20 protein-coding genes are annotated in these 24128 nt (G+C 41.0%); 18 read left to right on the forward strand and 2 right to left on the reverse strand.

What is annotated here, in order from left to right; genetic code table 11:
* Position 1 precedes the first annotated feature (1 nt).
* Genes E2626_RS09015 through E2626_RS09075 form a run of 13 tightly spaced genes read left to right on the forward strand, consistent with a single transcriptional unit; the run spans position 2 to position 14918 of the window.
* Positions 2 to 1237: a glycosyltransferase family 4 protein gene (locus E2626_RS09015; RefSeq protein WP_134381413.1), complete on the forward strand. Its 1236-nt coding sequence runs from the start codon at positions 2 to 4 to the stop codon at positions 1235 to 1237.
* A gap of 32 nt (positions 1238 to 1269) precedes the next feature.
* The gene (gene rfbA, locus E2626_RS09020) at positions 1270 to 2163 is read left to right on the forward strand and encodes a glucose-1-phosphate thymidylyltransferase RfbA (RefSeq protein ID WP_134381414.1); all 894 of its coding nucleotides are present in this window, start codon (positions 1270 to 1272) and stop codon (positions 2161 to 2163) included.
* A 31-nt stretch (positions 2164 to 2194) separates the two neighbouring features.
* Positions 2195 to 3217: a dTDP-glucose 4,6-dehydratase gene (rfbB, locus tag E2626_RS09025; RefSeq protein WP_134381415.1), complete on the forward strand. Its 1023-nt coding sequence runs from the start codon at positions 2195 to 2197 to the stop codon at positions 3215 to 3217.
* Positions 3218 to 3247: 30 nt separating this feature from the next.
* Complete coding sequence (locus E2626_RS09030; RefSeq protein WP_134381416.1) at positions 3248 to 4270, forward strand: polysaccharide biosynthesis protein; 1023 nt, start codon at positions 3248 to 3250, stop codon at positions 4268 to 4270.
* Complete coding sequence (locus E2626_RS09035) at positions 4267 to 5376, forward strand: polysaccharide biosynthesis C-terminal domain-containing protein (RefSeq protein ID WP_134381417.1); 1110 nt, start codon at positions 4267 to 4269, stop codon at positions 5374 to 5376. Before E2626_RS09030 ends, E2626_RS09035 begins: the two co-directional genes overlap by 4 nt.
* A gap of 2 nt (positions 5377 to 5378) precedes the next feature.
* Positions 5379 to 6509, forward strand: coding sequence for a non-hydrolyzing UDP-N-acetylglucosamine 2-epimerase (wecB, locus tag E2626_RS09040; RefSeq protein ID WP_134381418.1), 1131 nt, complete (start codon positions 5379 to 5381; stop codon positions 6507 to 6509).
* Positions 6506 to 7498: a glycosyltransferase gene (locus E2626_RS09045; protein ID WP_166786781.1), complete on the forward strand. Its 993-nt coding sequence runs from the start codon at positions 6506 to 6508 to the stop codon at positions 7496 to 7498. Before wecB ends, E2626_RS09045 begins: the two co-directional genes overlap by 4 nt.
* 32 nt (positions 7499 to 7530) lie before the next feature.
* A complete protein-coding gene (locus E2626_RS09050; protein WP_134381420.1) occupies positions 7531 to 8895 on the forward strand; it encodes a hypothetical protein in 1365 nt (454 codons plus the stop codon).
* Positions 8858 to 9871: a glycosyltransferase family 2 protein gene (locus E2626_RS09055; protein WP_134381421.1), complete on the forward strand. Its 1014-nt coding sequence runs from the start codon at positions 8858 to 8860 to the stop codon at positions 9869 to 9871. The genes E2626_RS09050 and E2626_RS09055 overlap by 38 nt, the downstream gene beginning before the upstream one ends.
* A 2-nt stretch (positions 9872 to 9873) precedes the next feature.
* Positions 9874 to 11634, forward strand: coding sequence for an ABC transporter ATP-binding protein (locus tag E2626_RS09060; protein ID WP_134381422.1), 1761 nt, complete (start codon positions 9874 to 9876; stop codon positions 11632 to 11634).
* A 23-nt stretch (positions 11635 to 11657) separates the two neighbouring features.
* On the forward strand, positions 11658 to 12620 hold the full coding sequence (locus E2626_RS09065; protein ID WP_134381423.1) for a glycosyltransferase family 2 protein: 963 nt from the start codon (positions 11658 to 11660) through the stop codon (positions 12618 to 12620).
* Positions 12621 to 12655: 35 nt separating this feature from the next.
* A complete protein-coding gene (locus E2626_RS09070; protein WP_134381424.1) occupies positions 12656 to 13882 on the forward strand; it encodes a type III PLP-dependent enzyme domain-containing protein in 1227 nt (408 codons plus the stop codon).
* Between the two features lies 1 nt (position 13883).
* A complete protein-coding gene (locus E2626_RS09075; RefSeq protein ID WP_134381425.1) occupies positions 13884 to 14918 on the forward strand; it encodes an ATP-grasp domain-containing protein in 1035 nt (344 codons plus the stop codon).
* Between the two features lie 15 nt (positions 14919 to 14933).
* Here E2626_RS09075 and E2626_RS09080 read toward each other — a convergent pair whose 3' ends face one another.
* Positions 14934 to 15734 (reverse strand): hypothetical protein, encoded by an 801-nt coding sequence (locus E2626_RS09080; protein WP_134381426.1) that lies wholly within the window; start codon positions 15732 to 15734, stop codon positions 14934 to 14936.
* Between the two features lie 235 nt (positions 15735 to 15969).
* Here E2626_RS09080 and E2626_RS09085 point away from each other — a divergent pair, with 235 nt between their 5' ends.
* Together E2626_RS09085 and E2626_RS09090 are read left to right on the forward strand one after the other, a co-directional pair.
* A complete protein-coding gene (locus E2626_RS09085; protein ID WP_134381427.1) occupies positions 15970 to 17046 on the forward strand; it encodes a lipid II:glycine glycyltransferase FemX in 1077 nt (358 codons plus the stop codon).
* Positions 17047 to 17058: 12 nt separating this feature from the next.
* Positions 17059 to 18045 carry a metallophosphoesterase gene (locus E2626_RS09090; RefSeq protein WP_134381428.1) on the forward strand — a complete coding sequence of 329 codons (987 nt, stop codon included), beginning with the start codon at positions 17059 to 17061 and terminating at the stop codon, positions 18043 to 18045.
* Between the two features lie 18 nt (positions 18046 to 18063).
* On the opposite strand, the gene E2626_RS09095 is transcribed toward E2626_RS09090, so the two are convergent.
* Complete coding sequence (locus tag E2626_RS09095) at positions 18064 to 18618, reverse strand: biotin transporter BioY (RefSeq protein WP_134381429.1); 555 nt, start codon at positions 18616 to 18618, stop codon at positions 18064 to 18066.
* A gap of 639 nt (positions 18619 to 19257) precedes the next feature.
* On the opposite strand from E2626_RS09095, the gene E2626_RS09100 reads away from it, so the two are divergent.
* From E2626_RS09100 to E2626_RS09110, 3 genes are read left to right on the forward strand one after another with little or no spacing between them, the layout of a single operon-like run.
* Positions 19258 to 21423, forward strand: coding sequence for an NAD-dependent epimerase/dehydratase family protein (locus E2626_RS09100; protein WP_166786782.1), 2166 nt, complete (start codon positions 19258 to 19260; stop codon positions 21421 to 21423).
* Complete coding sequence (locus E2626_RS09105) at positions 21416 to 22279, forward strand: hypothetical protein (protein ID WP_134381431.1); 864 nt, start codon at positions 21416 to 21418, stop codon at positions 22277 to 22279. Before E2626_RS09100 ends, E2626_RS09105 begins: the two co-directional genes overlap by 8 nt.
* Before the next feature lie 17 nt (positions 22280 to 22296).
* Positions 22297 to 24126, forward strand: coding sequence for a DUF2194 domain-containing protein (locus tag E2626_RS09110; RefSeq protein WP_134381432.1), 1830 nt, complete (start codon positions 22297 to 22299; stop codon positions 24124 to 24126).
* Positions 24127 to 24128 lie beyond the last annotated feature (2 nt).

Raw genomic sequence — 24128 nt, forward strand, 5'->3', positions numbered from 1 at the left:
TATGAACATCCTTTTTCTGACGCTTGCTTATCCTGAAGAGGAGAACCAGACTAACCTCTACACGGATTTGATGACAGAATTTGTTCGTCACGGTCACACCGTCCGGGTTATTTGTCAGCGCGAAGCAAAATCTGGTGGACAGACCGGGTGGACAGCCCACCGTGGTGTAAAGGTGTTACGGATCAGAACAGGCAATATAACACAATCCTCATTTATTGAAAAAGGGATCAGTTTAATCCGGCTGAAGCAGCAATTCATTAATGGATACCGGAGTTACTTGCAACAAGAATCGTTTGATCTTCTGATTTATTCGACGCCACCTGTTGATTTCGCAGACGTTGTGGCGTTCATCAAACAGAAAAACAGGTGTAAAACTTATTTGTTATTAAAGGATATTTTTCCTCAGAATGCAGTGGATATGGAACTGATGAGAAATGGAAGTCTACTTCACCGGTATTTTCGAAACAAGGAAAGAAAGCTTTACCGGAACAGCGATCATATTGGCTGTATGTCAGAAGGAAACAGACAATTTTTGTTGAAGCACAATCCAGAGCTGTCCGCACAAAAAGTGGATGTGAATCCCAATTCCATTCAACCCGGTGATGTAAAGACACTGGTGGAAAAAGATACATTAAAAGAAAAAATGGGAATCCCAATCGATGCGACCGTTTACCTATATGGTGGAAACCTAGGTAAACCACAGGGCATCGATTTTTTATTGGAAACAGTCAAAAGTCTGAAGGGGCGGTCAGACATCTATTTTCTTATTGTCGGATCCGGAACAGAATATGAAAAGATAAGCTATTGCATTCAGGATTATCAGTTATCTAATGTAAAGCTTTTAACGGCTCTTCCTAAAACGGACTTCGATGCACTGGTCAGCGCGGCCGATGTTGGCATGATCTATCTCGACAGGCGATTCACAATTCCGAACATTCCATCAAGATTATTGTCTTATATGGAGCAGTCCACATGCATCTACGCCATAACAGACCGTCATACAGACCTTAAAGAGATCATTTCTAGTGCTGACTGCGGTTTTTGGAGTGAGGCTGGGGATCTAGCGGCATTTAAAGGTGTTATTGAAAAGATTCAGAGTCACAACAGCCTGTCCCGGTTGGGAGAAAACGGTCGAGCGTATTTGGAAAATCACTTTACGGTCAGTATTTCATACGACAGAATTATCGGAGCAATAGGCATGGATGAACAGCAAGGATTATTTTCAGTATCCGTTTAGTGTCAAACGTAAAAAGTGTGAGGAGGAGAGTTATGAAGGGGATTATTCTTGCTGGTGGATCAGGTACCAGGCTTTATCCGCTGACACGTTCAATTTCAAAACAGATTTTACCAGTTTATGACAAACCGATGATTTATTATCCATTATCTGTCCTGATGCTCGCGAATATTAGGGAGGTGTTAATCATTTCGACTCCCAGGGATATTCATTGCTTCAAAGCACTGCTGGGTGACGGGTCAGAGCTTGGTATGTCGTTCGAGTATGCGGTTCAGGAGGAGCCGAACGGTTTAGCTGAGGCCTTTATCATCGGTGAAGACTTTGTAGGACAATCCAATGCGGCACTCATCCTTGGGGACAACATTTTTTATGGATCAAATCTTTCAAATACACTGCTCGAAGCGTCCCGTATTGAAAGTGGAGGAGTCATTTTCGGCTGTCCGGTGAGAGATCCCCGCGCTTACGGTGTTGTAGAGATAGATGAAAATCATAAAGCGCTGTCTATTGAAGAAAAACCGGAATTTCCAAAGTCATCACTTGCGGTACCGGGGCTTTATTTCTTTGATAATCAAGTTTTCGAGATTGCGAAAAACGTAAAGCCATCAGAAAGAGGGGAAAAAGAAATCACCTCTGTCATTGACGTTTATTTGAAGCAGGGCAATTTACATGTAGAAGTAACGGGGAGAGGACTTGCATGGCTGGATACTGGAACCCATGAATCTCTGAATAATGCAGCCAACTTCGTTGAAGCGGTTCAAAAAAGACAGGGATTATACATTGCCTGTATTGAAGAAATCGCGTTTCGGAAGGGCTATATCACGAAGCAGCAGTTGCTTGATCTGGCTAAGCCCCTGTTAAAAACAGAATACGGACAGTACATGGTTGAGGTTGCACACAGTGTGTACGAAAAAGAAATTATCACTGCTTAAAATACTTCATAAACCCAATGGGAGGCTTGCTATGAAGATACTGGTAACCGGTGGAGCTGGATTTATAGGCTCTCATTTTATCAAATACATGCTGGCGCAAACTGAGTTTCAAATTGTAAATCTGGATGCTTTAACTTATGCAGCAGATCTGGACAGCCTTGAAGCCGTTGCAGGGTCTGAACGGTATACGTTTATTCAGGGAAATATCAATAACCGGTCACTTGTACAAAGTATTTTTCGTGAGCACAACATTACAATAGTCGTGAACTTTGCTGCTGAATCACACGTAGACCGGAGCATAGTGGATCCAGAGATTTTCACAAAAACAAATGTGCTTGGCACACAGGTGCTCCTGGATACAGCATTAAAAAGCTGGAGCAGGAAGCCCGACAAATATGCACCGGATTTAGGTGGTCATCATAAATTCATTCAAATTTCAACTGACGAAGTATATGGATCTTTACAGGCGTCCGAATACTTCACAGAGCATACGAATCTTTCTCCCAACAGTCCTTACTCAGCTTCAAAAGCAGCGGCGGATATGTTGGTTCGTGCTTATCATCAAACTTATGGACTTCCAGTCAATATCACGAGGTGCTCGAATAATTATGGGCCGAATCAATATCCTGAAAAATTAATTCCCTTTATGTTTTCAAGAGCAATGAAGGGTGAAAAGCTGCCTCTTTATGGTGACGGGCTGCAAATCAGAGACTGGCTGTATGTAGAGGATCACTGCTCCGCCATTGCAGTGGTGCTTGAAAAAGGGAAAGACGGAGAGGTTTATAACATCGGTGGAAATAACGAAAAAACAAATATAGAGGTTGCCCTGAACATACTCGCACATGCAGGTAAAGAAAAAGAGGAGATTTGTTTCGTCACAGACCGACCTGGACATGACCGGCGCTATGCGATTGATTCCTCCAAAATACAACAAGAGCTCGGGTGGTCGCCTGTTTATACGTTTGAAAAAGGAATAAAACTTACCCTGGACTGGTATCAGCAGCATCCGGAATGGTTTAAGAAAATCGCAGCAGCCAAAAGTCAGATCAGCTGAAAAAACATCTGAAGATCGGAGTTGAATTCAATGTTTGAACATAAAACGCTTTTAATTACCGGAGGAACGGGCTCTTTCGGTCACGCTGTTATGGAACGGTTCTTATACACCGACATACAGGAAATCAGAATCTTTTCACGGGATGAAAAAAAGCAGGATGAGATGAGAAGAAAGTATGCAAATGACAAGCTGAAGTTCTACATTGGTGATGTCAGAGATCTTCAGAGCGTGAAAAATGCGATGTACGGAGTGGATTATGTCTTTCACGCAGCTGCGCTGAAACAGGTGCCTTCCTGTGAGTTCTTTCCGCTTGAAGCGGTTAAAACAAACGTCATAGGAACAGACAACGTGCTGACAGCAGCGATCGAAACTCATGTTAAAAAAGTGATCTGCCTGTCAACTGATAAAGCAGCCTATCCGATCAATGCGATGGGAATTTCAAAGGCAATGATGGAAAAAGTATTTGTCGCTAAATCAAAAACAATTCACCCGGATCATACCCTTATTTGTGGGACCCGTTACGGAAACGTCATGGCGTCTAGAGGGTCTGTGATTCCATTGTTTATAGAACAGATTAAAAGCGGCAAACCAATCACCGTCACAGACCCTGATATGACAAGATTTCTGATGAGTCTAGAGGATGCAGTCGAGCTTGTTGTATTTGCATTCCTGAACGCAAAAGCAGGAGATATTATGGTGCAGAAATCACCGGCATCAACGATCGGGGATCTGGCCTTTGCTCTTAAGGAACTGTTCGATGCAGATAATGAAATTAAAGTCATCGGCACACGTCATGGGGAGAAGCTGTACGAAACACTTCTCACACGTGAGGAATATGTGGTTGCTGAGGACATGGGCGGCTTCTACCGGGTTCCTGCAGATGTCAGAGATCTTAATTATGATAAGTACTTTGTAGAGGGTGATCATAAAATCTCCTTCAGCTCAGAATATAACTCTCACAATACATTGAGATTGAGTATTGATGAAATAAAAGAAAAGTTGCGTGCCCTCCCTTATGTGAGAGAGCAGCTGGAAAGCTGGATTACAGTATGAAAGTGCTGATTACAGGCTCAAATGGATTTATTGCTCAAAACCTTATGGCTGAATTGCAGCAGCATCCGGACTGTGAGCTCTTCCTGTTTAATCGAAACACCCCTGAAGACTTGTTCGATCAATATTGCCGGGATGCAGACTTCGTTTTCCACCTGGCGGGAGTGAACAGACCGCTTCATACCTCAGAGTTTGAAGCAGGAAATAAAGGACTGACAGAGGAGCTTGTGACGAGGCTGGAAAAGCACCATAATCAGTGCCCGGTTGTTTACTCTTCCTCCATTCAGGCAGAGCAGAAAAACCCTTATGGCTTAAGTAAACAAAAAGGCGAAGAGGTACTGCAGGTGCATGCAGCCCTTCAGCAATCGAAGGTTTTTATCTACAGACTGCCAAATGTGTTTGGTAAATGGAGCCGTCCGGATTACAACAGCGTCGTTGCTACGTTTTGTTACCGGATCTCAAGAGGGCAGTCCATTACGCTTCACGATCCATCCACGACACTGATGCTTGTTTATATTGACGACGTCGTAAAATCTTTTGTTCATTTAATGCGTCACCATTTGTCGGTGGAGAGTGGGTACCGTGAGATTGTTCCTGTGTATCACACAGAGCTTGGGCGTATCGCTGAAACCATTGATTCATTCAGGAAGTGCCGTGAAGAGCTCAGTCTTCCTGACATGTCGAAAGAATTGATTAAAAAGCTTTACAGCACGTATTTAAGCTATCTTCCGACAGATAACTTCAGCTATTCGTTAACGATGCACCGTGATCATAGAGGCTCATTTTCAGAGTTCTTAAAAACAAGCGAACGAGGTCAGGTATCAGTAAACATCTCAAAGCCCGGGATCGTAAAAGGAAACCACTGGCATCACTCCAAAAATGAAAAATTTCTGGTCGTGAGCGGCAGGGGCGTTATCCGGTTCAGGCACATTCTGTCGAAAGAAGTGATTGAATACTTTGTTAGTGGAGATGAACTTCAGGTAGTGGATGTTCCGGTTGGTTATACACATAACATCGAGAACCTGGGCTCAACCGACATGGTCACCCTGATCTGGGTCAATGAAATTTTTATACCTGAGGTTCCTGATACGTATTATTTGGAGGTGTGAGAATGAAGCGCTTAAAAGTGATGACAGTCGTAGGTACAAGGCCGGAAATCATACGGCTGTCAGCTGTAATCAGCCGTCTTGAGGAATCGGCAGCAATAGAACATGTACTCGTACACACTGGTCAAAATTATGATTACGAGCTGAACGAAGTGTTCTTTGAGGACTTCAACCTGAGAAAGCCAGATTTCTTCCTGAATGCAGCGGTTGGCTCATCAGCTGAAACAGTGGGGAATATTTTAATTAAAATTGACCCGATTCTCGATGAAGTAAAACCTGATGCGCTGCTGGTTCTCGGTGACACAAACAGCTGTTTAAGTGTGATCGCTGCTAAAAGGAGGAAAATTCCAATCTTCCACATGGAAGCAGGGAATCGCTGCTTTGATCAACGGGTTCCGGAAGAAACGAATCGCAAAATTGTGGATCATACAGCAGATATTAATCTTCCCTATAGTGAAATTGCCAGAGAATATTTGTTAAGAGAAGGATTTCCTGCAGACCGGATTATCAAGACAGGGAGCCCGATGGCTGAAGTCATACATTCAAAAATGGAGGATATAAAAAAATCAGATGTCCTTCAAAGTCTCAGACTGACAAAAGAAGAATACTTTGTTGTCTCTGCACACCGTGAAGAAAATATTAACAATGAAGAAAATTTTTATGCACTGGTTGAAAGCTTAAATGAACTGGCAAATCATTATGAGTTTCCGATTATTTTCAGCACCCACCCGAGAACAAGAAATATGATTCAGGAAAAGGGCGTTACATTTAATCCGCTGATTCAAAATGTGAAGCCGCTTGGATTCAACGATTACATTCATTTGCAAATGAATGCAAAGGCTGTCCTCAGTGACAGCGGTACAATCAGCGAGGAATCATCAATCCTCGGTTTTCATGCACTGAATATCAGAGAGGCACACGAAAGACCGGAAGCGATGGAGGAAGGGGCTGTTATGATGACCGGCCTTGAAAAAGAAAGAATTCTCCAGGGGCTTGCTGCACTTGAGGGTCAATTATTGAAACCTGTGCAACACGTGCAGGATTATATCCCGGTAAATGTATCTGATAAAGTGCTTAAAATCATTTTATCTTATACGGATTACGTGAATCGGGTTGTATGGAGGAAGCAGCTATGAAAATCCTTGTATTTGATGTGCCGGCAGAGCGGGGTGGAGCGTTGACGGTTTTACATCAATTTTACCAGAAGGCCATTGAAGACACCGTAAACGAATGGGTGTTTGTTGTCAGCACCCCCCAGCTTGAGGAAAAGGGTCATGTGAAAGTGATCAATCGTCCGTGGGTGAAGAAAAGCTGGCTTCACAGGTTGTGGTTCGATTATTTATTTGCTTCAAGACTGAGCAAACAGCTAAAGCCGGACGAAGTGCTATCCCTGCAAAACATACTGATACCGCGGATTAAAGTGAAGCAGGTTGTATATATGCATCAATCACTGCCATTTGCTGAAAAGAAGTACAAGCTGCGGGAAAATCACCTGCTCTGGGTGTATCAAAATCTCATTGGCAGGCTGATCTTCAGGTCGATTAAACGAGCAGATAAGGTGATCGTTCAGACAGAGTGGATGCGCAATCAGTGTGCAGCGATGTTAAAGGTTCAAAAAGAAAAAATTGAAGTTCAGGCACCAACCTATTCGATGAAAATTGAGAAAAAGTTTGAGCAGGAACGTCTCTTAAAAGAGGTTCTTTTCTTTTATCCCGCAGACGGAATGGATTACAAAAATCATAAAGTGATATTTGAAGCAATGAAGCAACTGAAAAAAGAAAACATAGATCAATACAGGGTCGTTCTGACGCTTTCAGGTGATGAAAATAAGCATGTGAAAGCTCTTTATCAGGAAGCAAGACTGCACCATCTGCCGGTAGATTTTACAGGGAAGCTGACGCAGGAGCAAGTATTTGATTATTACACACGCTCTGTTTTACTGTTTCCATCATTTATCGAAACATACGGTCTCCCGATGCTTGAAGCCAAGCTCCATGAATCACCGGTTATTGCTTCTGATTGTCTGTTTTCGCATGAGGTACTCGATGGATATGCGCATGCAGCATTCTTTAATCCTGAACGTTGTGACGAGCTGAAGGTGCTGATGGAAAAATATTTGAAGTGAACAGATCATATGCAGGGAAATGAGGGGGTACTGTGAAACGCAAAACGATCAATCTGGTCGCGCTCGGATGGTGGCTGATTCTTGCTGTTATGACTGTCTTTCTTAAAGATCCAGCGTCCAGTGAGCCTTATAAAGATGGGATCAATCTTCTTGGTATTTTAATTATTGTGCATGGTATTTATGCGTTTTACCGGCACGGCGGCAGGTACATTACACCAACTGGGGTATTTATGCTGACATCTGTCATCGTAGGAGGCTTCGCTGCTCTCTATCTGAATAATTTTGAAGGGTTTTTCATGGTGGAAGGACACTATTTGGCAACGCTCATTGTCTTTGTCAGTCAACTCTGTGTTTATTATTTGTTCTCGAACACCCCCATTTCATTGGGACATCATTTGGTAGAGCCGGCTGTCCGGATTCAGTTCTCAGATGACTTAACCAGATGGGTGTTTCTTGTAGCGATACTGACGGCAGCAGGAGGAAGCGTGATTTTTTATACGATTCCGTCATTGTCCCTGTTTCAGGCACCAGCCGTTTATGTATCAATCATTATGATTGCGATTGCTTTATTCAGGGATGAAAACAAGAAAGTAAGAGTATCAAGTTTATTATTTGTTCTCTTTCTTTTTTTCATATACTACTTCTGGTTATTCAGTGGTTTTGGAAGAATCGACCTGGCTACATTAGTGTTCGGTTTATTAATCAGTGTTCATAAAAGGCTATTTAAAAACCTCGTAAAAACGATGATTGCAGTTGCGGCATTGCCATCCGTCATTGCGGCTTCATTACTGAGGGGAGGAGACTTAAGTGATCTGGACGGAGGAATCGGCTCTGTTGTCTCACCGCATTACCGTTTTGGTCAGCTGATAGAGCTTTATCAGGATGGGTTGCTGCAGCTTCAGTGGGGGAAAACAATCTGGGCAGCTGCTGTAACACCTGTTCCAAGAGCGATTTGGCCTGAAAAGCCGTGGAATTTCAATCGTGAAATCACTTATATTTTCAATCCCGAATACGTCATTTACGGGCATTCAGAAGCCGCTGTTTTATACGCTGAGTGGCTATTTAACTTTGGATTTGCCGGTATTCTATTTTGTGTAGTTTTTTTAGGTGTATTGCTGAAATGGCTGGACAGGAAATATTTCAGTCTGCTTTTTAAATCATCTTGGTCTTCAGGAGACTTTATCAAATTTACCGTTGTTGTGATCATGATGGGCGGAATGCTGAATCTTTACTGGGGCGGATTTTCTACCTTTATGGCAAGAGAGGGGATCAGGCTCATGGTTCTGGGTACGGTCCTGGCATGCTTGATCATTTACGTTCCGGTTAAAAGAAAGCATATAATCATTGAGGAGGTGAAACATGAAAGTATCAGTCATCATTCCCGTGTACAACGTTGAAAAGTATCTGGATGAATGTATAAAGAGTGTGTTAAAGCAGGATTATCATGACATGGAGATTCTTTTGATTAACGACGGGTCTACAGACAACAGCCTGAATATATGCAGGGAATATGAGCAGGCTTATGCCAGTGTAAGAGTGATTGATCAGCCAAACAAAGGCTTATCTGGCGCAAGAAACACAGGTATTTTGGAAGCGAAAGGTAAATATTTGATTTTCCTGGATTCGGATGATTATTGGGGAATGAATTTTATGTCAGAATTAGCGGACAGAGTCATTGAAAACCCTGGTCTGGATTATGTTTTTTTCAGATTTAAGTTTTATCATCAGAAGAAAAACAAATTTGATGAGCCTTATTACCCGTTATTAAGAAAAAAGGTAAAAGGGAAAAAAGGAATGGAAGGGTTGGCATACATTCTGGAAGAGATGAAGCACTATAACTGGTTTGCATGGTGCGGGCTTGTAAAACGCTCTTTCCTTCTTGAGCACCGGTTGTTCTTTATTGAGAAAGTTAAATATGAAGACGTGTTCTGGACGCCTAATATTTTTCTCAATGCAGAACAAATTGATTTTTATGATGCACCTGTGTATGTATACCGTTTGGAACGGGAAGGGCAAATCACCTCCAACCTGTCTTTTAAAAATCTGTCCGACAGTCTTACATCAGCAGTTTACTGGAATGACCAGGTTGAAAAAGAAAATGTGTCAGCAGCGCTGAAAGAAAAGCTGTTGATCAATACAACCAATCGTTACTTTTATGCTCTTTACTTTGCAGGCTTTTTATCAGAAAAAGAACAGGCAGAGCTGATTCAGATGCTGAAAAATCATCGTCATTTAACACGGTACCGCTCTTCCGGAATTTCAACAGTGTCTTCCTTTATGTGCAGAACAATCGGGTTTAAAGCAACGACATCAATCATCAAATATTCAATCATGCTGAAGCAGAAGAAAAATACATCTAGACTGGCGGTGTGAATATGGATAGTGTGAGAAAGATTAATCAGTTATTCGAACAGGCACAAAAGAAAAAGTTATTGGCAGTGTTTTTATTAATGGTCTTTGCCGCATTGTTTGAAACAATGAGCGTGGGGCTGATTGTTCCATTTGTCCAGATTATCTCTGATCCTCAGGTGGTACAGGACTCGGCCATATTCTTCCGCATATATGAGTTTTTTAATTTCAGCAGTCACTCTGCGTTTGTCATAGGCGCATCACTCGTGTTTCTTTCTTTTTTCATTTTTAAGAATTTGTTTTTAACTTTTTTTTATTACGTTCAATTCAGAGTGCTTTTCAATGAACAGGTGAGGTTATCAGAACGCCTGTTTCGGACTTATCTGATGAAGCCGTATGTATTTCATCTGGAAAAGAATTCTTCCGAGCTCGTCCGAAATACGAATACGGAGGTACAGTCATTATTCAAATATCATATCATTCCAATTTTCACATTGTTGACAGAGCTGCTTATAACGGCATTTATTTTTGCGCTGCTATTAATTATTTCCCCTGTTGCCACATTGATGATTGTGGTGATTCTAGGAACGTCAGTTGGTCTGTTCCTGCGGGGCTTTAATCAAAAAATCACTCAGGCGGGAAAAAATCAGCAAATGGCACTTGGCGGAATGATCAAATGGGTGAATCAGGGACTTGGAGCAGGTAAAGAAATTAAAGTATCAGGAAAAGAAGAGTACTTTGTTAAAGCCTATCATGATGAATCCAAGAAATATGCAACAGCCCTTCGCTTTCACGAGCTGGTTCAACAGGTACCGCGAATGTTTATTGAAACGGTGATGATACTAACGGTGCTTGCAGTGATCGTCGTCGTTCTTTTTCTGACGAATAACATGACTGACCTGTTTTCAATTTCTGCCCTGTTTGGTATGGCTGCTTTTCGACTGATGCCATCCATCAATAGAAGTATGAGCGCTGTTTCCATTATTCGTCACAGCAAGCCGGCTTTGGATGTTATCTACCGTGATCTTGTAGAAGAACAAGAAGAGGTGATCACTCCTGAGGAAGCAGATCAGGAGTTGTTTGCAGGTCAGGCTATGAAAATTGAAGTGAAAGATCTGTTCTTTCATTACCCAGGCTCTTTGGTAAATGTAATCAATGGGGTGAATGTCTCTATTCCTGCTGGTAAAGCAACTGCTTTTATAGGGGAAACCGGGTCAGGAAAAACGACACTCATTGATCTGCTGATCGGGGTTTTGGAACCGACAGAAGGGACCATCGAGGTGAATGGCCTTTCTATCCAAAAGGATCTGACATCATGGCATCAAAAGATTGGATATATTCCGCAATCCATCTTTTTGACAGATGAGTCAATCAGAAGCAATGTCGCTTTTGGCATAGCGGATGATGAGATCAAAGATGAAGCGGTCTGGGCAGCTCTTGAGAAAGCGGCTTTAAAGAAATTTGTGATGAACCTTCCTGATCAGCTCGATACGATCGTAGGTGAGCGTGGTGTGAAAATTTCGGGAGGACAAAAGCAACGGATCGGTATTGCAAGAGCCCTATACCACGACCCGGAAATTCTTGTGATGGATGAAGCAACGTCTGCATTGGATAACGAAACGGAGCAGGAAATTATTCGGGCCGTTGATCGTTTAAAAGGACACAAAACCTTACTCATTATTGCGCACAGACTGACTACAATTCAGAACTGTGATCTCGTTGTAGAAATGAAAGATGGCAAAGCATTCACAAATCAAGTAGCAAAAGAAGTGGCGAGGACTTCTTAATCATTTCTGAAGGGGTGGGTTTTTTGAAGGAGAACATTGAAGTAAGCATCGTATGTGAGACGTATAATCATGAAAAATTTGTGAAAGATGCAATGGAAGGTTTTCTGATGCAACAAACAGAATTTAATTATGAAATACTGATCCATGATGATGCTTCTACAGATGGTACTCAAGCCATCCTATTAGAATATGCAACACGTTATCCGGATAAAATCAAACTGTTGTTTCAGCACAAAAATCAATATTCAAAAGGGGTCAAGGTAGACCACCTGAACCGGGACAGGGCGGTTGGAAAATATATTGCCATGTGTGAGGGGGATGATTACTGGACGGATCCTAACAAGCTACAGAAACAATATGTATTCATGGAGAAAAATCCGGACTGCAGTCTGCATGTACACGGTACTTACAGGGTAGACGAAGAGAAAGTAATGCTCCCGGTCCATGTGCTTCCGAGTCGAAAAGACCGATATTTCTCTGTGAAGGAGGTCATTGAAGGAGGCGGAGCGCTTTTTTCAACAAATTCAATGTTTTACAGAAGAGAGATGGAGTATGAACGGCCGGATTTTCTGCTCGATGCAGATGTCGATGATTATCCTCTTACCATTCTTCTTTCCTTAAAGGGGAAGGTATTTTATTCATGTGATATCATGTCTGCCTATCGTACTGGGGTGAGAGGATCCTGGACGGAAACTGAGTACAGGGATTTGAAAAAGAGAGAAGCGCATTATATGAGAATCGATCGTATGCTTGATCAATTAAATGAATACAGTCATTTTCAGTATGATAAATCAGTTAAACGTACAAAAATCCGAAATGAGTTTTCACTGCTTGAAGAAAAAAATCAGGTGGAGAAGATGAAAAAAAGAGGATACTGGCATCTGTATATCAAATATTTGATTAAACAATCCAAACTGGCACAACGAATTAAAAAGGAAGAGCATTTACTGACAGATGCACGGCTTTTATTGAGGAAAATGCTATAACTAAAAAATATTGAATCAGGCAGGTGGTGAAAAGGATGACGAAAAGAGAATCCATCTTTATGGATCATGATGAACTCAAGACCCCATGTTATGTGATCTATCAGCATAAGTTGCACGAAAATCTGTATGCGATCTATACAGAGCTTGCGAAACGATGGGATGGGAATGTAAGGCTCGGCTACTCATTTAAAACGAATAACTTTCCCTATATCCTGGATTACATTAAGCAGGAAGGTTTTTTGGCGGAGACTGTCTCAGATGATGAGTACCACCTTGCTATTCAGCACGGATTTCAGCCGGATCAAGTAATCTATAACGGTCCTCAAAAGACAGAACAGCTTTTAATAGAGGCGATTAATCAAAATAGCATTGTAAACGTTGATAACCTGCAGGATGTGGAGTTAATAGAAAAAAATCTCCACCGGATTAACCAAAATGACCCTGTTATCGGTCTCAGGGTGAATGTTGATTTGGAAGCCCTGTGCCCGGGTGAGACCTCAGCAGAAAACGGAATCAGCCGACTGGGGTTGAGTGTGGAAAGTCTGGAGTTCCGGCAGGCAGTTGAACGTTTAAAAAGAGCCGGTTTTTCAATCGCAGGACTTCACATGCATTATAGTACGAAGACCAGAAGCGTACGCGTATTCAGAGAGTTAAGCAGACAAGCATGTCAGTTAATAAAGGAGTATGAGCTTGTCGATTCGATCTCCTATATTGATATAGGTGGAGGCTTTTTTAAAAGCAGTGATCCAGATGTAAGACCTACTCCTTCTGAATATGCAGCCTGTATAACAGAAGAGCTTGGAAAAATACTGAATTCTTCTAGGGTGCAGGTGATTATCGAACCAGGTGCTTCGGTTATTGCAGCTTCAGTTGAGTATGTCACGCGTGTGATCAATACCAGGGATGTCAGAGGGAGCAGAATCGTTACAATGGATGGGTCTTCACTTGATATAAATCCTTTCATGGCAAAACGGATGCCGGTTTTCTACACCTCAGAGTTATCAGATACTGTTGAAAAGGAGCAGATCATTTGCGGGAGCACGTGTATTGAAGGAGATCGGTTTGCTGACTTGCATAAGCACCGCCAATTCAAAAAAGGCGACTTAATGATCATACAAAATGCCGGTGCTTACACAATGGTTTATAATAACTACTTTATTAATACACCTCCATACGTGTACGCAAAGGAAGAAGATCGTTACTATTTATTAAGGGATAAAGTCCGGACTGGACTGTTCGTTCATAACCAGGAGGTGAGGTAAGATGAATATTTTACTAACGTCTGCCGGCAGAAGGGGTTACCTCGTCAGCTATTTTAAGGAGGTACTCGCTGGATCAGGAGAAGTACATGTGACAAACAGTGAGAAGAATGCTCCTTCTTTTCATTATGCCGACCAGACCGCTGTCTCACCTTTAATTCATGACCCTGACTATATTTCATTTCTTTTAAATTACTGCAGGGAACATCAAATTCATGCCATTATACCTTTGTTTGATATAGACCTTCCAGTGCTGGCTTCTCAAAAAAAATTATTTGAACAGTCAGGGGTTCAGGTTGTTGTTTCTGATCCTGAGACCATTTTCCGGTGCAATGATAAGTGGGAAACGTTTCTGTTTTTGAAGAAAATCGGTGTGCGAACACCAAGAACACTTCTTTCGATCGAGGAGACACTTGAGGAAATTCACCTCGGAACAATGAAGTTTCCGGTCATCATAAAACCACGCTTTGGGATGGGATCTATCGGTATTTATGAGGCGGAGAATGAAGAGGAACTTAGCGTGTTTTTCAATAAAATTAAAAAAGACATTCAGAAAAGCTATTTAAAATTTGAATCCGGTCAGGATTCCTCACGCGCCATCATCATTCAGGAAAAAATGAATGGGGATGAATACGGGCTTGATGTGATGAATGATTTGGATGGGAATTATCAAAATACGGTCGTTAAAAAGAAGTATGCCATGCGCTCGGGTGAGACAGATTGTGCAGAGATCGTAAACAGTTCTGAGCTGAAAGAGCTTGGGAGATGGATTAGTGATCACATGAGACATATCGGGAACCTTGATGTTGATGTGTTTTCAGATGGTCAATCCGCTTATGTGCTGGAAATGAATGCCCGCTTTGGAGGAGGCTATCCATTCACTCATATCAGCGGTGTTAACCTTCCGTTCGCTATTTGTCAATGGCTGCAGGGAAATAAGGCCGACCCTGACATTTTACGTGAAATGCCAGGTACAATCGGTCACAAAGATATTCATATCATCAAAATCGAGAACCAGAAGAGCTCGCATACGTATTGACTGGAGTTCTCTGATTTAGTGCAAAGTACTTCTGATAAAATTAAGTGCTTTGAAAGTATTGTCTTCTATAGGGGTTGCCATATCCAACCGCAACAGAGGGATATTAAGCTTCTCCATTAATTCTGTCTTTTTTCGACCTTCATTCAGCGCGTCGAGGCATTCCGTATAAAGCTCATCACGGGTCAAGTGTTTATCAAGAAATATCCCGTGCCCCTTTTCGATGCGCGCTATTCTTCTTTCGTAATAAAGGTCAATGTCCAGATCACAATGAATCACACAAGCCGGGTGAAGATGATCCTTTCTAAAAGGGGAGTGATCCAGGTCAGTTAAATAGTTGAATGGATCGATCATCCCTTCGTTATTATGAATAATCCCTTCTTCATAAATGACCGTATCTTTCACGTCAAAAAAGTCCAGCAGTGCAACGTCCTTTACAATGATTTTGTAGTAAAAATCAATTATTGCTGTTTGTGTAGAAGGGGAAAGTTTTCCTGAATCAGCCATATGTTTAATCAGAATTTTAAAGAAAAAATCATAATCAGAAAGCTGGGTATGCAGAATATCCGGTACAACTGTTCTTAATAGGTGGTCAATCATAAAGTGGTGACGGTCCTTAAACAGATCCATTTTTAAAAAAAGGTAAAATAGTTTGTCTAATTTATTTTTTGCAAGGTTGGATTGGTGAGTCAGTGCAATCTCTTTTTTTACCTCTGTGACACTTCTAAAAGAATCTTCATCAGTTCGGTTTTTTAACATTTCAAAATATAGGGTGGATTTTCCAGTAGCGGGTCCGCCAATAAACTCGATTCGCTCCAAGGCTCATTCTCCTAGCTGTAAGGTGGTATGTAAATTTTCGGTATAGTAAGTCTATTATAAATTTCTGTTTTGGAAATATCACTCACTTTTTATTTAAATAAAATTTAAATCAAAGACATCCTTTTTATAGGGGTGTTTTTTCTTTTTGAAAAGATGCTTGCTGGAGATCATCACTAAAAAAGCGCCTTACCAGCAGCTGCTAAAGAAATAATAACCCGTGAACGGAGGATGAAACATGAGTATGTTTGAAGTAATTACACAAAAAGAATGCTGGAATCAGGCGATGGAGCAGTTTCAGCAAATAGATGGCTACTATACTTTTTCATATGGACAGGCTTTTGCTATCAGAGAAGAAGGAGAATTAATGGCTGTTTATTTTGAGGCCGAAAGAGTAAAGCTGTTTTACTCCTTTATTAAAAGAAAGATTGATGGAGTTGACATGGATGTGTATGATCTCGTTTCTCCTTATGGTTATGGCGGTCCTCATATTGAATGTCAGAGAGGGAATAGTGTGTCTGAGGTACTTCCGGAATTTCTGAAGTGTTTTCGAAAGTTCTGTCTTGAAAATAATATTGTGACGGAGACGATCCGGTATCATCCACTCTATGGAAATGGGGAGTTATTCAAAAATGATTTGCCTGTTGACTATGTCAGAAAGACAGTTGGCGTGGATCTTTCTCCATCGCTAGATGAAATCCGAATGGGTTATTCAAGCTCCAACAGAAGAAATATACGGGCAGCAATCCGCAATGGTTTATCCTGTGAGGTGGTTCCAAAAACCGAACGAAACATCCGGTTGTTCACGGAGATGTACCACGAAACGATGAAAAGAAACGAGGCGGCACCTTATTACTTTTTTTCGGAAGAATTACTGCACTTACAATTAGAAGATACAAGTACAAACAAAACAGAATTATTGTTTGTAGAGCACAAGGGAAAGATCGTGGGCGGAGCGATTCTAATGATTGGTCCTAAATATGCCTATTACCACTTAGGTGCTTCCCTTTCGGAGGCGTTATTGCTTCGGCCAAATAACCTTCTGTTTGATTTCATGGTGAAGCGTGCCAGAGAAGAAGGCGCAGAAGTACTGTATCTTGGAGGAGGAACTGGGGAAAATGACAGCCTGTTTCGATTTAAAGCATCCTTTTCACAGGGGTGTCATTACAATTTTTATGTAGGTAAGGTCATTCACGACAGTGATTTATACACTCGGATTCTGCAAGAGGGCAAAGCTGATGGGAATACAGATTATTTCCCTCTTTACAGGAGTGGGCAATGGAGATTTAATGTGAGATTAAAAAATGCAAAGTAAAGGAACCTGACCATGAAAAAATACAAAGTAGTGATAGCGGGGCTGATGATCTGCCCCCTGCTCATATTCCAGTATTACAAGGACAATCAATGGATCGTGATCAAACAGCACGATATTCAATTGCCTGAACTTTCATCCGGTGAATCGGTGACCATTTTACAAGTTACTGATTTGCATGAAAAAAAATTTGGAAAAGAGCAGCAGCACCTGATTGAGAAAATAAATGAGTCAGAGTACGACATGATCATTTTCACAGGTGACCTGATGGCTGAAAGGACGAATGAAGATTTCGGAATGATCTTTTCATTGATAGAAAGAATAGACAATAGAGATCTTGCGTATTTTGTACAGGGGAATACAGATCCACCTGTTTATCAGCTCAATGATCAGAACGAAGTGGAAAAAAGTGATTTTGTGAAAGGATTGGAGGAGAGAAACGTAAAGCTTCTTGAAGGACCTGAAAAAATACAAACAGGTAATACAAGTCTTACTCTAGTTAATTATGATTTAGCTTCAGCTGCGCTGGATGGGACATTTCAGTACGTGGCCAGAAGAACGCTGACTGAACTTGAGAGAAGCATAAAGTATGAGAATTACCAGAATGATCTGCTAGCCGCATTTCAGGAACCTTTGAAGTCCAGTGAAACGATTGTTGGGGTGACTCATTATCCAGTTGTCGATAATCAAATTGACTATTTATTAAGCGTTGGTCATCAAAATGTTGAATTAATTGATCTAATCATCGCAGGACATTATCACGGCGGACAAATACGAATCCCATTTATGGGTGCGTTTTTTGTTCCAGAAGGATGGTATGATAACCAGTTACTCCCCCCTCAAAATCGAGTAAAAGGTTTATGGGAATATGAAGGCATCCAGCAGTATGTCAGTACCGGTCTTGGCAGCAGCAATGCGATACCTTTTTTAAATTTTCGTCTCTTTAATCCGCCTGAAATCAATTTAATTACACTAAAAAGCGCAGAATCTCAAAATAACTGAGAGATTCTGCGCTTTTCACTATGCCGTCTGTCCAAAACTCATCTGCGAACTCCTCAACCTATCCCTCACAGCGATCCCAATCCAGGCTGCAAGTAAAGCCTTAATCACACCTACTGCTAAAAACGGTGTCACACCTGATGCCAGTGCTGCCGGCCATGACAGATCGAGCAGAATCTTAAGCCAGATGGTACCGAATGTTAGAGTAACGATCATGCCGATCAAATTTGCGATGATCGCCATTTTGTATGTAAATGCTGTTTTTTCTAAGAATAGTCCTGTAAAAAAAGCTGCTGCAATAAACCCTACAATATATCCGCCCGTTGGACCTGCTACCACATGGGCGCCTCCTGCAAATCCTGCGAATACAGGCAGTCCAATAACCCCAAGCATCATATAGATCACCATTGAAAAAGCACCGTACCTGCTCCCTAAAATGGTTGCGGCAATACCGACGGCTAGTGTTTGCCCGCTGATCGGCACAAGCGGCAGCGGAATTTCAATTTGGGCAAAAATTGCAGTGACGGCTGCGAGCATACTGCTGAATAGATACATTCTTAGACGGTTTGATGACATCTGAATTCCTCCTAAATGAGTTAACTTACATCAAATTATAGTTTACACAAACTTTACTGAATAAACCATTTATTTTTTCTCTTAGTTATTTTAAGAGTATTGTTGTTTCATCATAGATTGTAATTGGAGCAGAAATCGCAAGCCAACTTTAATCATGACATTCTTTTAGAAAATACAACGACTGGATCGTATGAATAATATAGTGAGGGCTACAATAGACTGTTTATTAGTTATTTTTATATGGATGAATTCAAATGATTTTAATGTTTCTGCTTTAGTCCCAATAAATACGACTTGAAGAAAAAAAGCATAATGTCAAGAAGGAATATAAAATGTTCTTTACTAAGAACATTAATTTCTTTATAATGAATAAAATACTTTGTTGTCTGAATCTGTGGAAGAGGCCGATCAAATTTTAGGTTAACTGATTAAAAGTTTCATAGAGGGAAAGTGTCCAACTTTATCTTAACCATCTTAAATGGTCAATGTTTTGAAATCTCATTAAAGTCAAATTTAACGTAACATTCAAACAAATCCATTGGTCGATGTCATGTTAAGGAGGGTTTATGTTTTAATAGTTGGTCTATATTCACTGATTCATCACGAGAATGCTAAGTAATTAATGAAGGAGTGATCAATTTGAGGGTACTGGTTACAGGTGGATACGGTTTTATTGGATCCCACACAGCTGAGAAATTTTACAGAGAAGGGCACGATGTAACGATCATTGATAATTTAAGTACAGGTTCAAAAAAAAATGTGTCATTCAAACACAAATTTTATGAAATGGACGTTACCGATCATGCTTGTGATAAAGTTTTTGATTCAAGAAAATTCGATGCTGTCGTTCATTTAGCTGCGCAGGTGGACGTGGGCGTATCAATGAAGGATCCGTATAAAGATTCAGAGTCAAATGTACTTGGTCTTGCAAATATTCTGCAGCTTTCCCATAAGCATGGTGTGAAAAAAGTATTTTTCGCTTCTTCAGCAGCCGTCTACGGGTTGAATGAGCAAATTCCGCTGCAGGAAAGCGAAACGTGTGACCCTATCTCAACCTATGGCATGAATAAGCATGTTGGTGAGATGTACTGCAATAAGTGGGGATCAATATATGACCTTGATACAGTTACGTTCCGTTTTTCGAACGTGTATGGTCCGCGTCAGGGAATGACCGGAGAAGGCGGAGTTGTGTCAAAGTTCATTATCCAGGCGTTGCAGCATGAGCCACTAACTGTCTTTGGAGATGGAGAACAGACAAGAGATTTTATTTATGTAGAAGATGTGGCTGAAGCGATCTTAAAAGCAATGGAATCACCTGTAACCGGCATTTACAATTTATCAGCCAATACACAGACCAGCGTCAACAATCTGATTGATGAATTGAATAAGTACTCTGACCTTGAAGATGTAGTTTATACAGATGAAGCGCCGGGAGACATTAAGCATTCGAGGCTTGATAATACGAGAGTGAAAAAAGACCTTGACTGGGTTCCACTGAATACTTTTGGTGAAGGATTCGAAAAAACTTTTGAATGGTTTAAAGAAAATACCGAGTTTAAGAGGGAGAAAAAGAAAGCAGCTATTCCATTCTCTGAAAAAATTAACCGTTTTGGGTCAGGGCTGCCTTACGCAGAGAATCTGCTGCTGTTCGCTCTGGCGATCACTGCAAGTGTGTTTCTGCAGGATACATTCTTCATGGTTGACTTTATCCTTTTCTACATCGTTATTGCCGCTTCACTGTTTGGAAGAAATCAGTCACTGATCTCAGTCGGTCTCGGACTTTCATGGTTCCTGTTTGTTAACATTTCGAATGGAAGAGAACCAATTTCAATGCTTGTAGATATGAATGCACTGATTCTGATGGGACTCTATGTGTTTGTCGGTCTGACATTGAGCTATGTGCTCGACAGAAAGGAAAAGGCGATTCAGTATACTCAGGAAGAATATCGAACGCTTGATGAAAAGTATGGTTCATTACATGAGGTATATAAAGATACACTTCATGTGAAAAATGAGCTTCAGGAACAGGTTCTTTACACAAATAACAGCTACGGCAATGTCTATGAAATTGTAAGAGAATTAGATAGTTTAGATGAAGAAGAATTGCAGGAAGCTTCTGTCAAAATGGTAGAAAAGCTGATGAACAGAGGAGAAGCCGCTTTATTCAAAACTAATTACGACGGTAGCATGTCTGCAGTTGCAAAGTCAGATCTATTAATCGTCCAGGACACACTGTCACTACCCGAAGAAGCAAAAAATCAGATTTATGCGGGTAAAGTGTTCGTTAATAAGAACTTCAATGCAATGCTCCCCTCTATGCTTGCACCACTCTATATAGAAGGAAAAGTGTATGGGGTGATGGGCGTTTATCATCTGCCATTTGAAAAGTGTACACTGTTCTATCAGAACCTGTTGTCTATTGCTTTAAAGATGGTTGCTTCAGCGATTGGAAAAGCACTTCTATACAAGTCCAGTGAGGAGTCGCAACGTTACATTGATGGAACTTCAGTGCTGAGACCGGGTTATTTTATTGAACTGCTTGAAAACCGGGAGCGTGTAGCGAATCCATTCCAGGCACCGCAGACTTTGATTACGGTCGTTCACAATAACATTGAATTAGAAGAGCTCGCGAAAGTATTTGAACCTGCACTTGAAGAAAATGAATTTATGGGCCTCGATCAGGACGGTCATTTATGCTTTTTGATTTTCAATGACCAGGAAAACAAAGTGGAACATTTCCTTCAGCTGCTTGAGAATTCAGGATTTGAGTTGAACGTGACGCAGGAGGAAAAATACTATGGCTGAGTTCCTGATCATTTACTATATCGGATCTATTATTCTCACAGGATTTCTGATTTTTAAAAGTAAGAAAAACAGACTGCTTAAAGTAGCGGCAGTCTTTTTCCTGCCACTTATCGGCTGGTTTGTACTATACGCATTGCTGAAATCAACGGATGAATCAAAAAAGTATTCGTTTGAAGACAATGAAGCAACAGAAGATAACCTGTCCTCCACTTTTATGACTGTGAACGTTAAAGAAGAGGTAAATGTGATTCCGATCCAGGATGCTTTACTGCTGAATGATAATCATACAAAACGAAAGATGCTCATTCATTCACTGAAAGAAAATACGATGTCTAATATGCAGGTGCTGCAAAAGGCACTGGAAAATGAAGATTCGGAGACTTCCCACTATGCAGCTTCGGCCATTGTTGAAATGAAAAGAAAAAGGCTGAATCATATAAGGGAAATCGAAGAAGCATTAAGCCGTAGAACAGATTCAGCTCTGCTGGCAGAGCATGCAAATGCGATACAGCTTTATATGGACAGCGGATTTCTTGATGATACTGCTGAACAAAAGTACAGAGAAAAATTGACTCACACATTGAGTTTGTTAATTGAATCTAATGAAGCACTCCCTGAACACTACAAAATGAAGGTGGAAGCAGAACTGAGCCTGAGAAGATTCAGAGAAGCTCAAAATGCTTCCGGATTATTTTTAAAACAATATCCACTTGAAGAAACTGCATACCTCACGTCATTAAAAGTCTACTATGCGTCTAATGATTACTTTGGAATCAAACAGACGCTGAAAGAGATCAGAAAAAATCGGGTATTTCTTACGACTGAAGGGGCGAATGCGATCCGCTTCTGGAACTGACTAGGAGGGAATTGAACATGGGGTACCGATTTATATTAAGCAAAAGTACCATTTTTATTATACTTTTTCTGCTGGTGATTGGGCCCCTTGTTCAATTGCCGAGAGCCAGTTATTTTATGCAGACCCATGAAGATATAGAGATGAATATCAAAGGCCAGCAGCGTGCAACTTCAGCATTCAGTGAAACAGAAGCATCTGCTTTTTCACATGAAAATCATTTAGTGATTTACAGTGAAGAGCTCGCTTATACAGAAGCGATCAAGGACGAAGTGATGCAGACGCTCTCCTATATGAAACGCACTGGTACCCCGGTTCGGACAGAGGAGATTCCTGAGGATTTAAGCGAATTTAAATCTATCATTATCACAACAGAGAAAATAGATGCATTGGAAGATTTTTCACCTATTCTGGAATACGTGGAAAATGGCGGTTCACTCTTTTTTGCAATCAGGCCTGATATATCAACAGCTTTTGAAAAGATATATAGAAAGCTGGGAATTTATGAACTTTCAGGTGAATATAAGCAGACCGAAAGTATCATTATGACATCAGACCTCCTTGTAAATGCAAAAGGGCTTAAAGTAGAGGACGAGTTTTTCAGTAATTCGTCTTTGCTTCTGCAGGTGAACAGTGACGTTGAATTACATGCAAGATCAGAAGAAGGCATCCCCCTCATGTGGAGTAATTCCTTGGGGAAAGGGGAGGTCATGGTGTTCAATGGAACCATGCTAATCAACAAAATGCACAGGGGCTTAATTGCAGGAGGATTGAGTCATATCGCAGGCCCTTTTATATACCCGATAATGAATTCCAAAGTTTTTTATATAGACGATTTTCCGGCGCCATTTCCAACTGGACGACATGAAGGAATCTTTGCTGAGTATAACCGTGATCTGCCTACTTTTTTCAGAGATATCTGGTGGCCTGAAATGCAGCAGGTTGCAAGAGATACAGGAGTGAAATACACGGGCGTATTTATTGAAACCTACAACGATCGTGTACAAGGTCCTTTTGAAGAGAGAGTTGGAGAAGAGAATCTGAGAATCTATGGCAGGGAACTGATCAATATGGGTGGAGAAATCGGATTGCATGGATATAACCACCAGTCATTAACCCCTGATCATGAAGTGTCAAAGCAGTATAAGTATAAAAACTGGGGTTCTCAGGAAGATATGGAACAGGCGCTGACAGAAGCACAAACATTCTTTAATACAATTTTTCCGAACTATGAATTAAAGACTTATGTGCCGCCATCTAACGTAATCAGCAAGGAGGGAAAGGCAGCCATTAAAAACACGATTCCTTCGATGAATATCATTGCTTCACTTTATCACAGAGACATAAAAGGACTTGAGTACACCCAGGAGTTCGAAAAAAATGAATACTTTATTGATCTTCCCCGTATCTCGTCAGGCTTTCAGTTTACAGATGAAAACAAGTGGATTTTTTCTAATATGGCTACACTGCTGGGGGTTTTTTCACACTTTCTGCACCCTGATGATGTCATCGATTTTGAAAGAAGTAATAACGAGACCTGGCAGCAGATGTATAAGCAGTTCAAAGTAATGATGGAAGATCACAGTGAACGTTATCCGTGGATGAAAAATGAAACAGCTGCAGAAAGTGCTGTCAGCCTGATGAATTATGAGGATACCGAAGTGTTTGTTCAATCATCAGAACAACAGGTTGAAGTGTGGCTGAACCAGTTCACAGGTGAATATTCTTTCCTGTTAAATTCAGATAAAAATCTTACTGACATTGAAGGAGCTTATGCTGAAAAGATCAGTGACCATCACTACCTGATAACTGCAACGTCCAATACAGTGAAAATTGAACTGGGGGAATAATG

The organism is Jeotgalibacillus salarius, assembly GCF_004405125.1.
Taxonomy (GTDB): Bacteria; Bacillota; Bacilli; order Bacillales; family Jeotgalibacillaceae; genus Jeotgalibacillus; species Jeotgalibacillus salarius.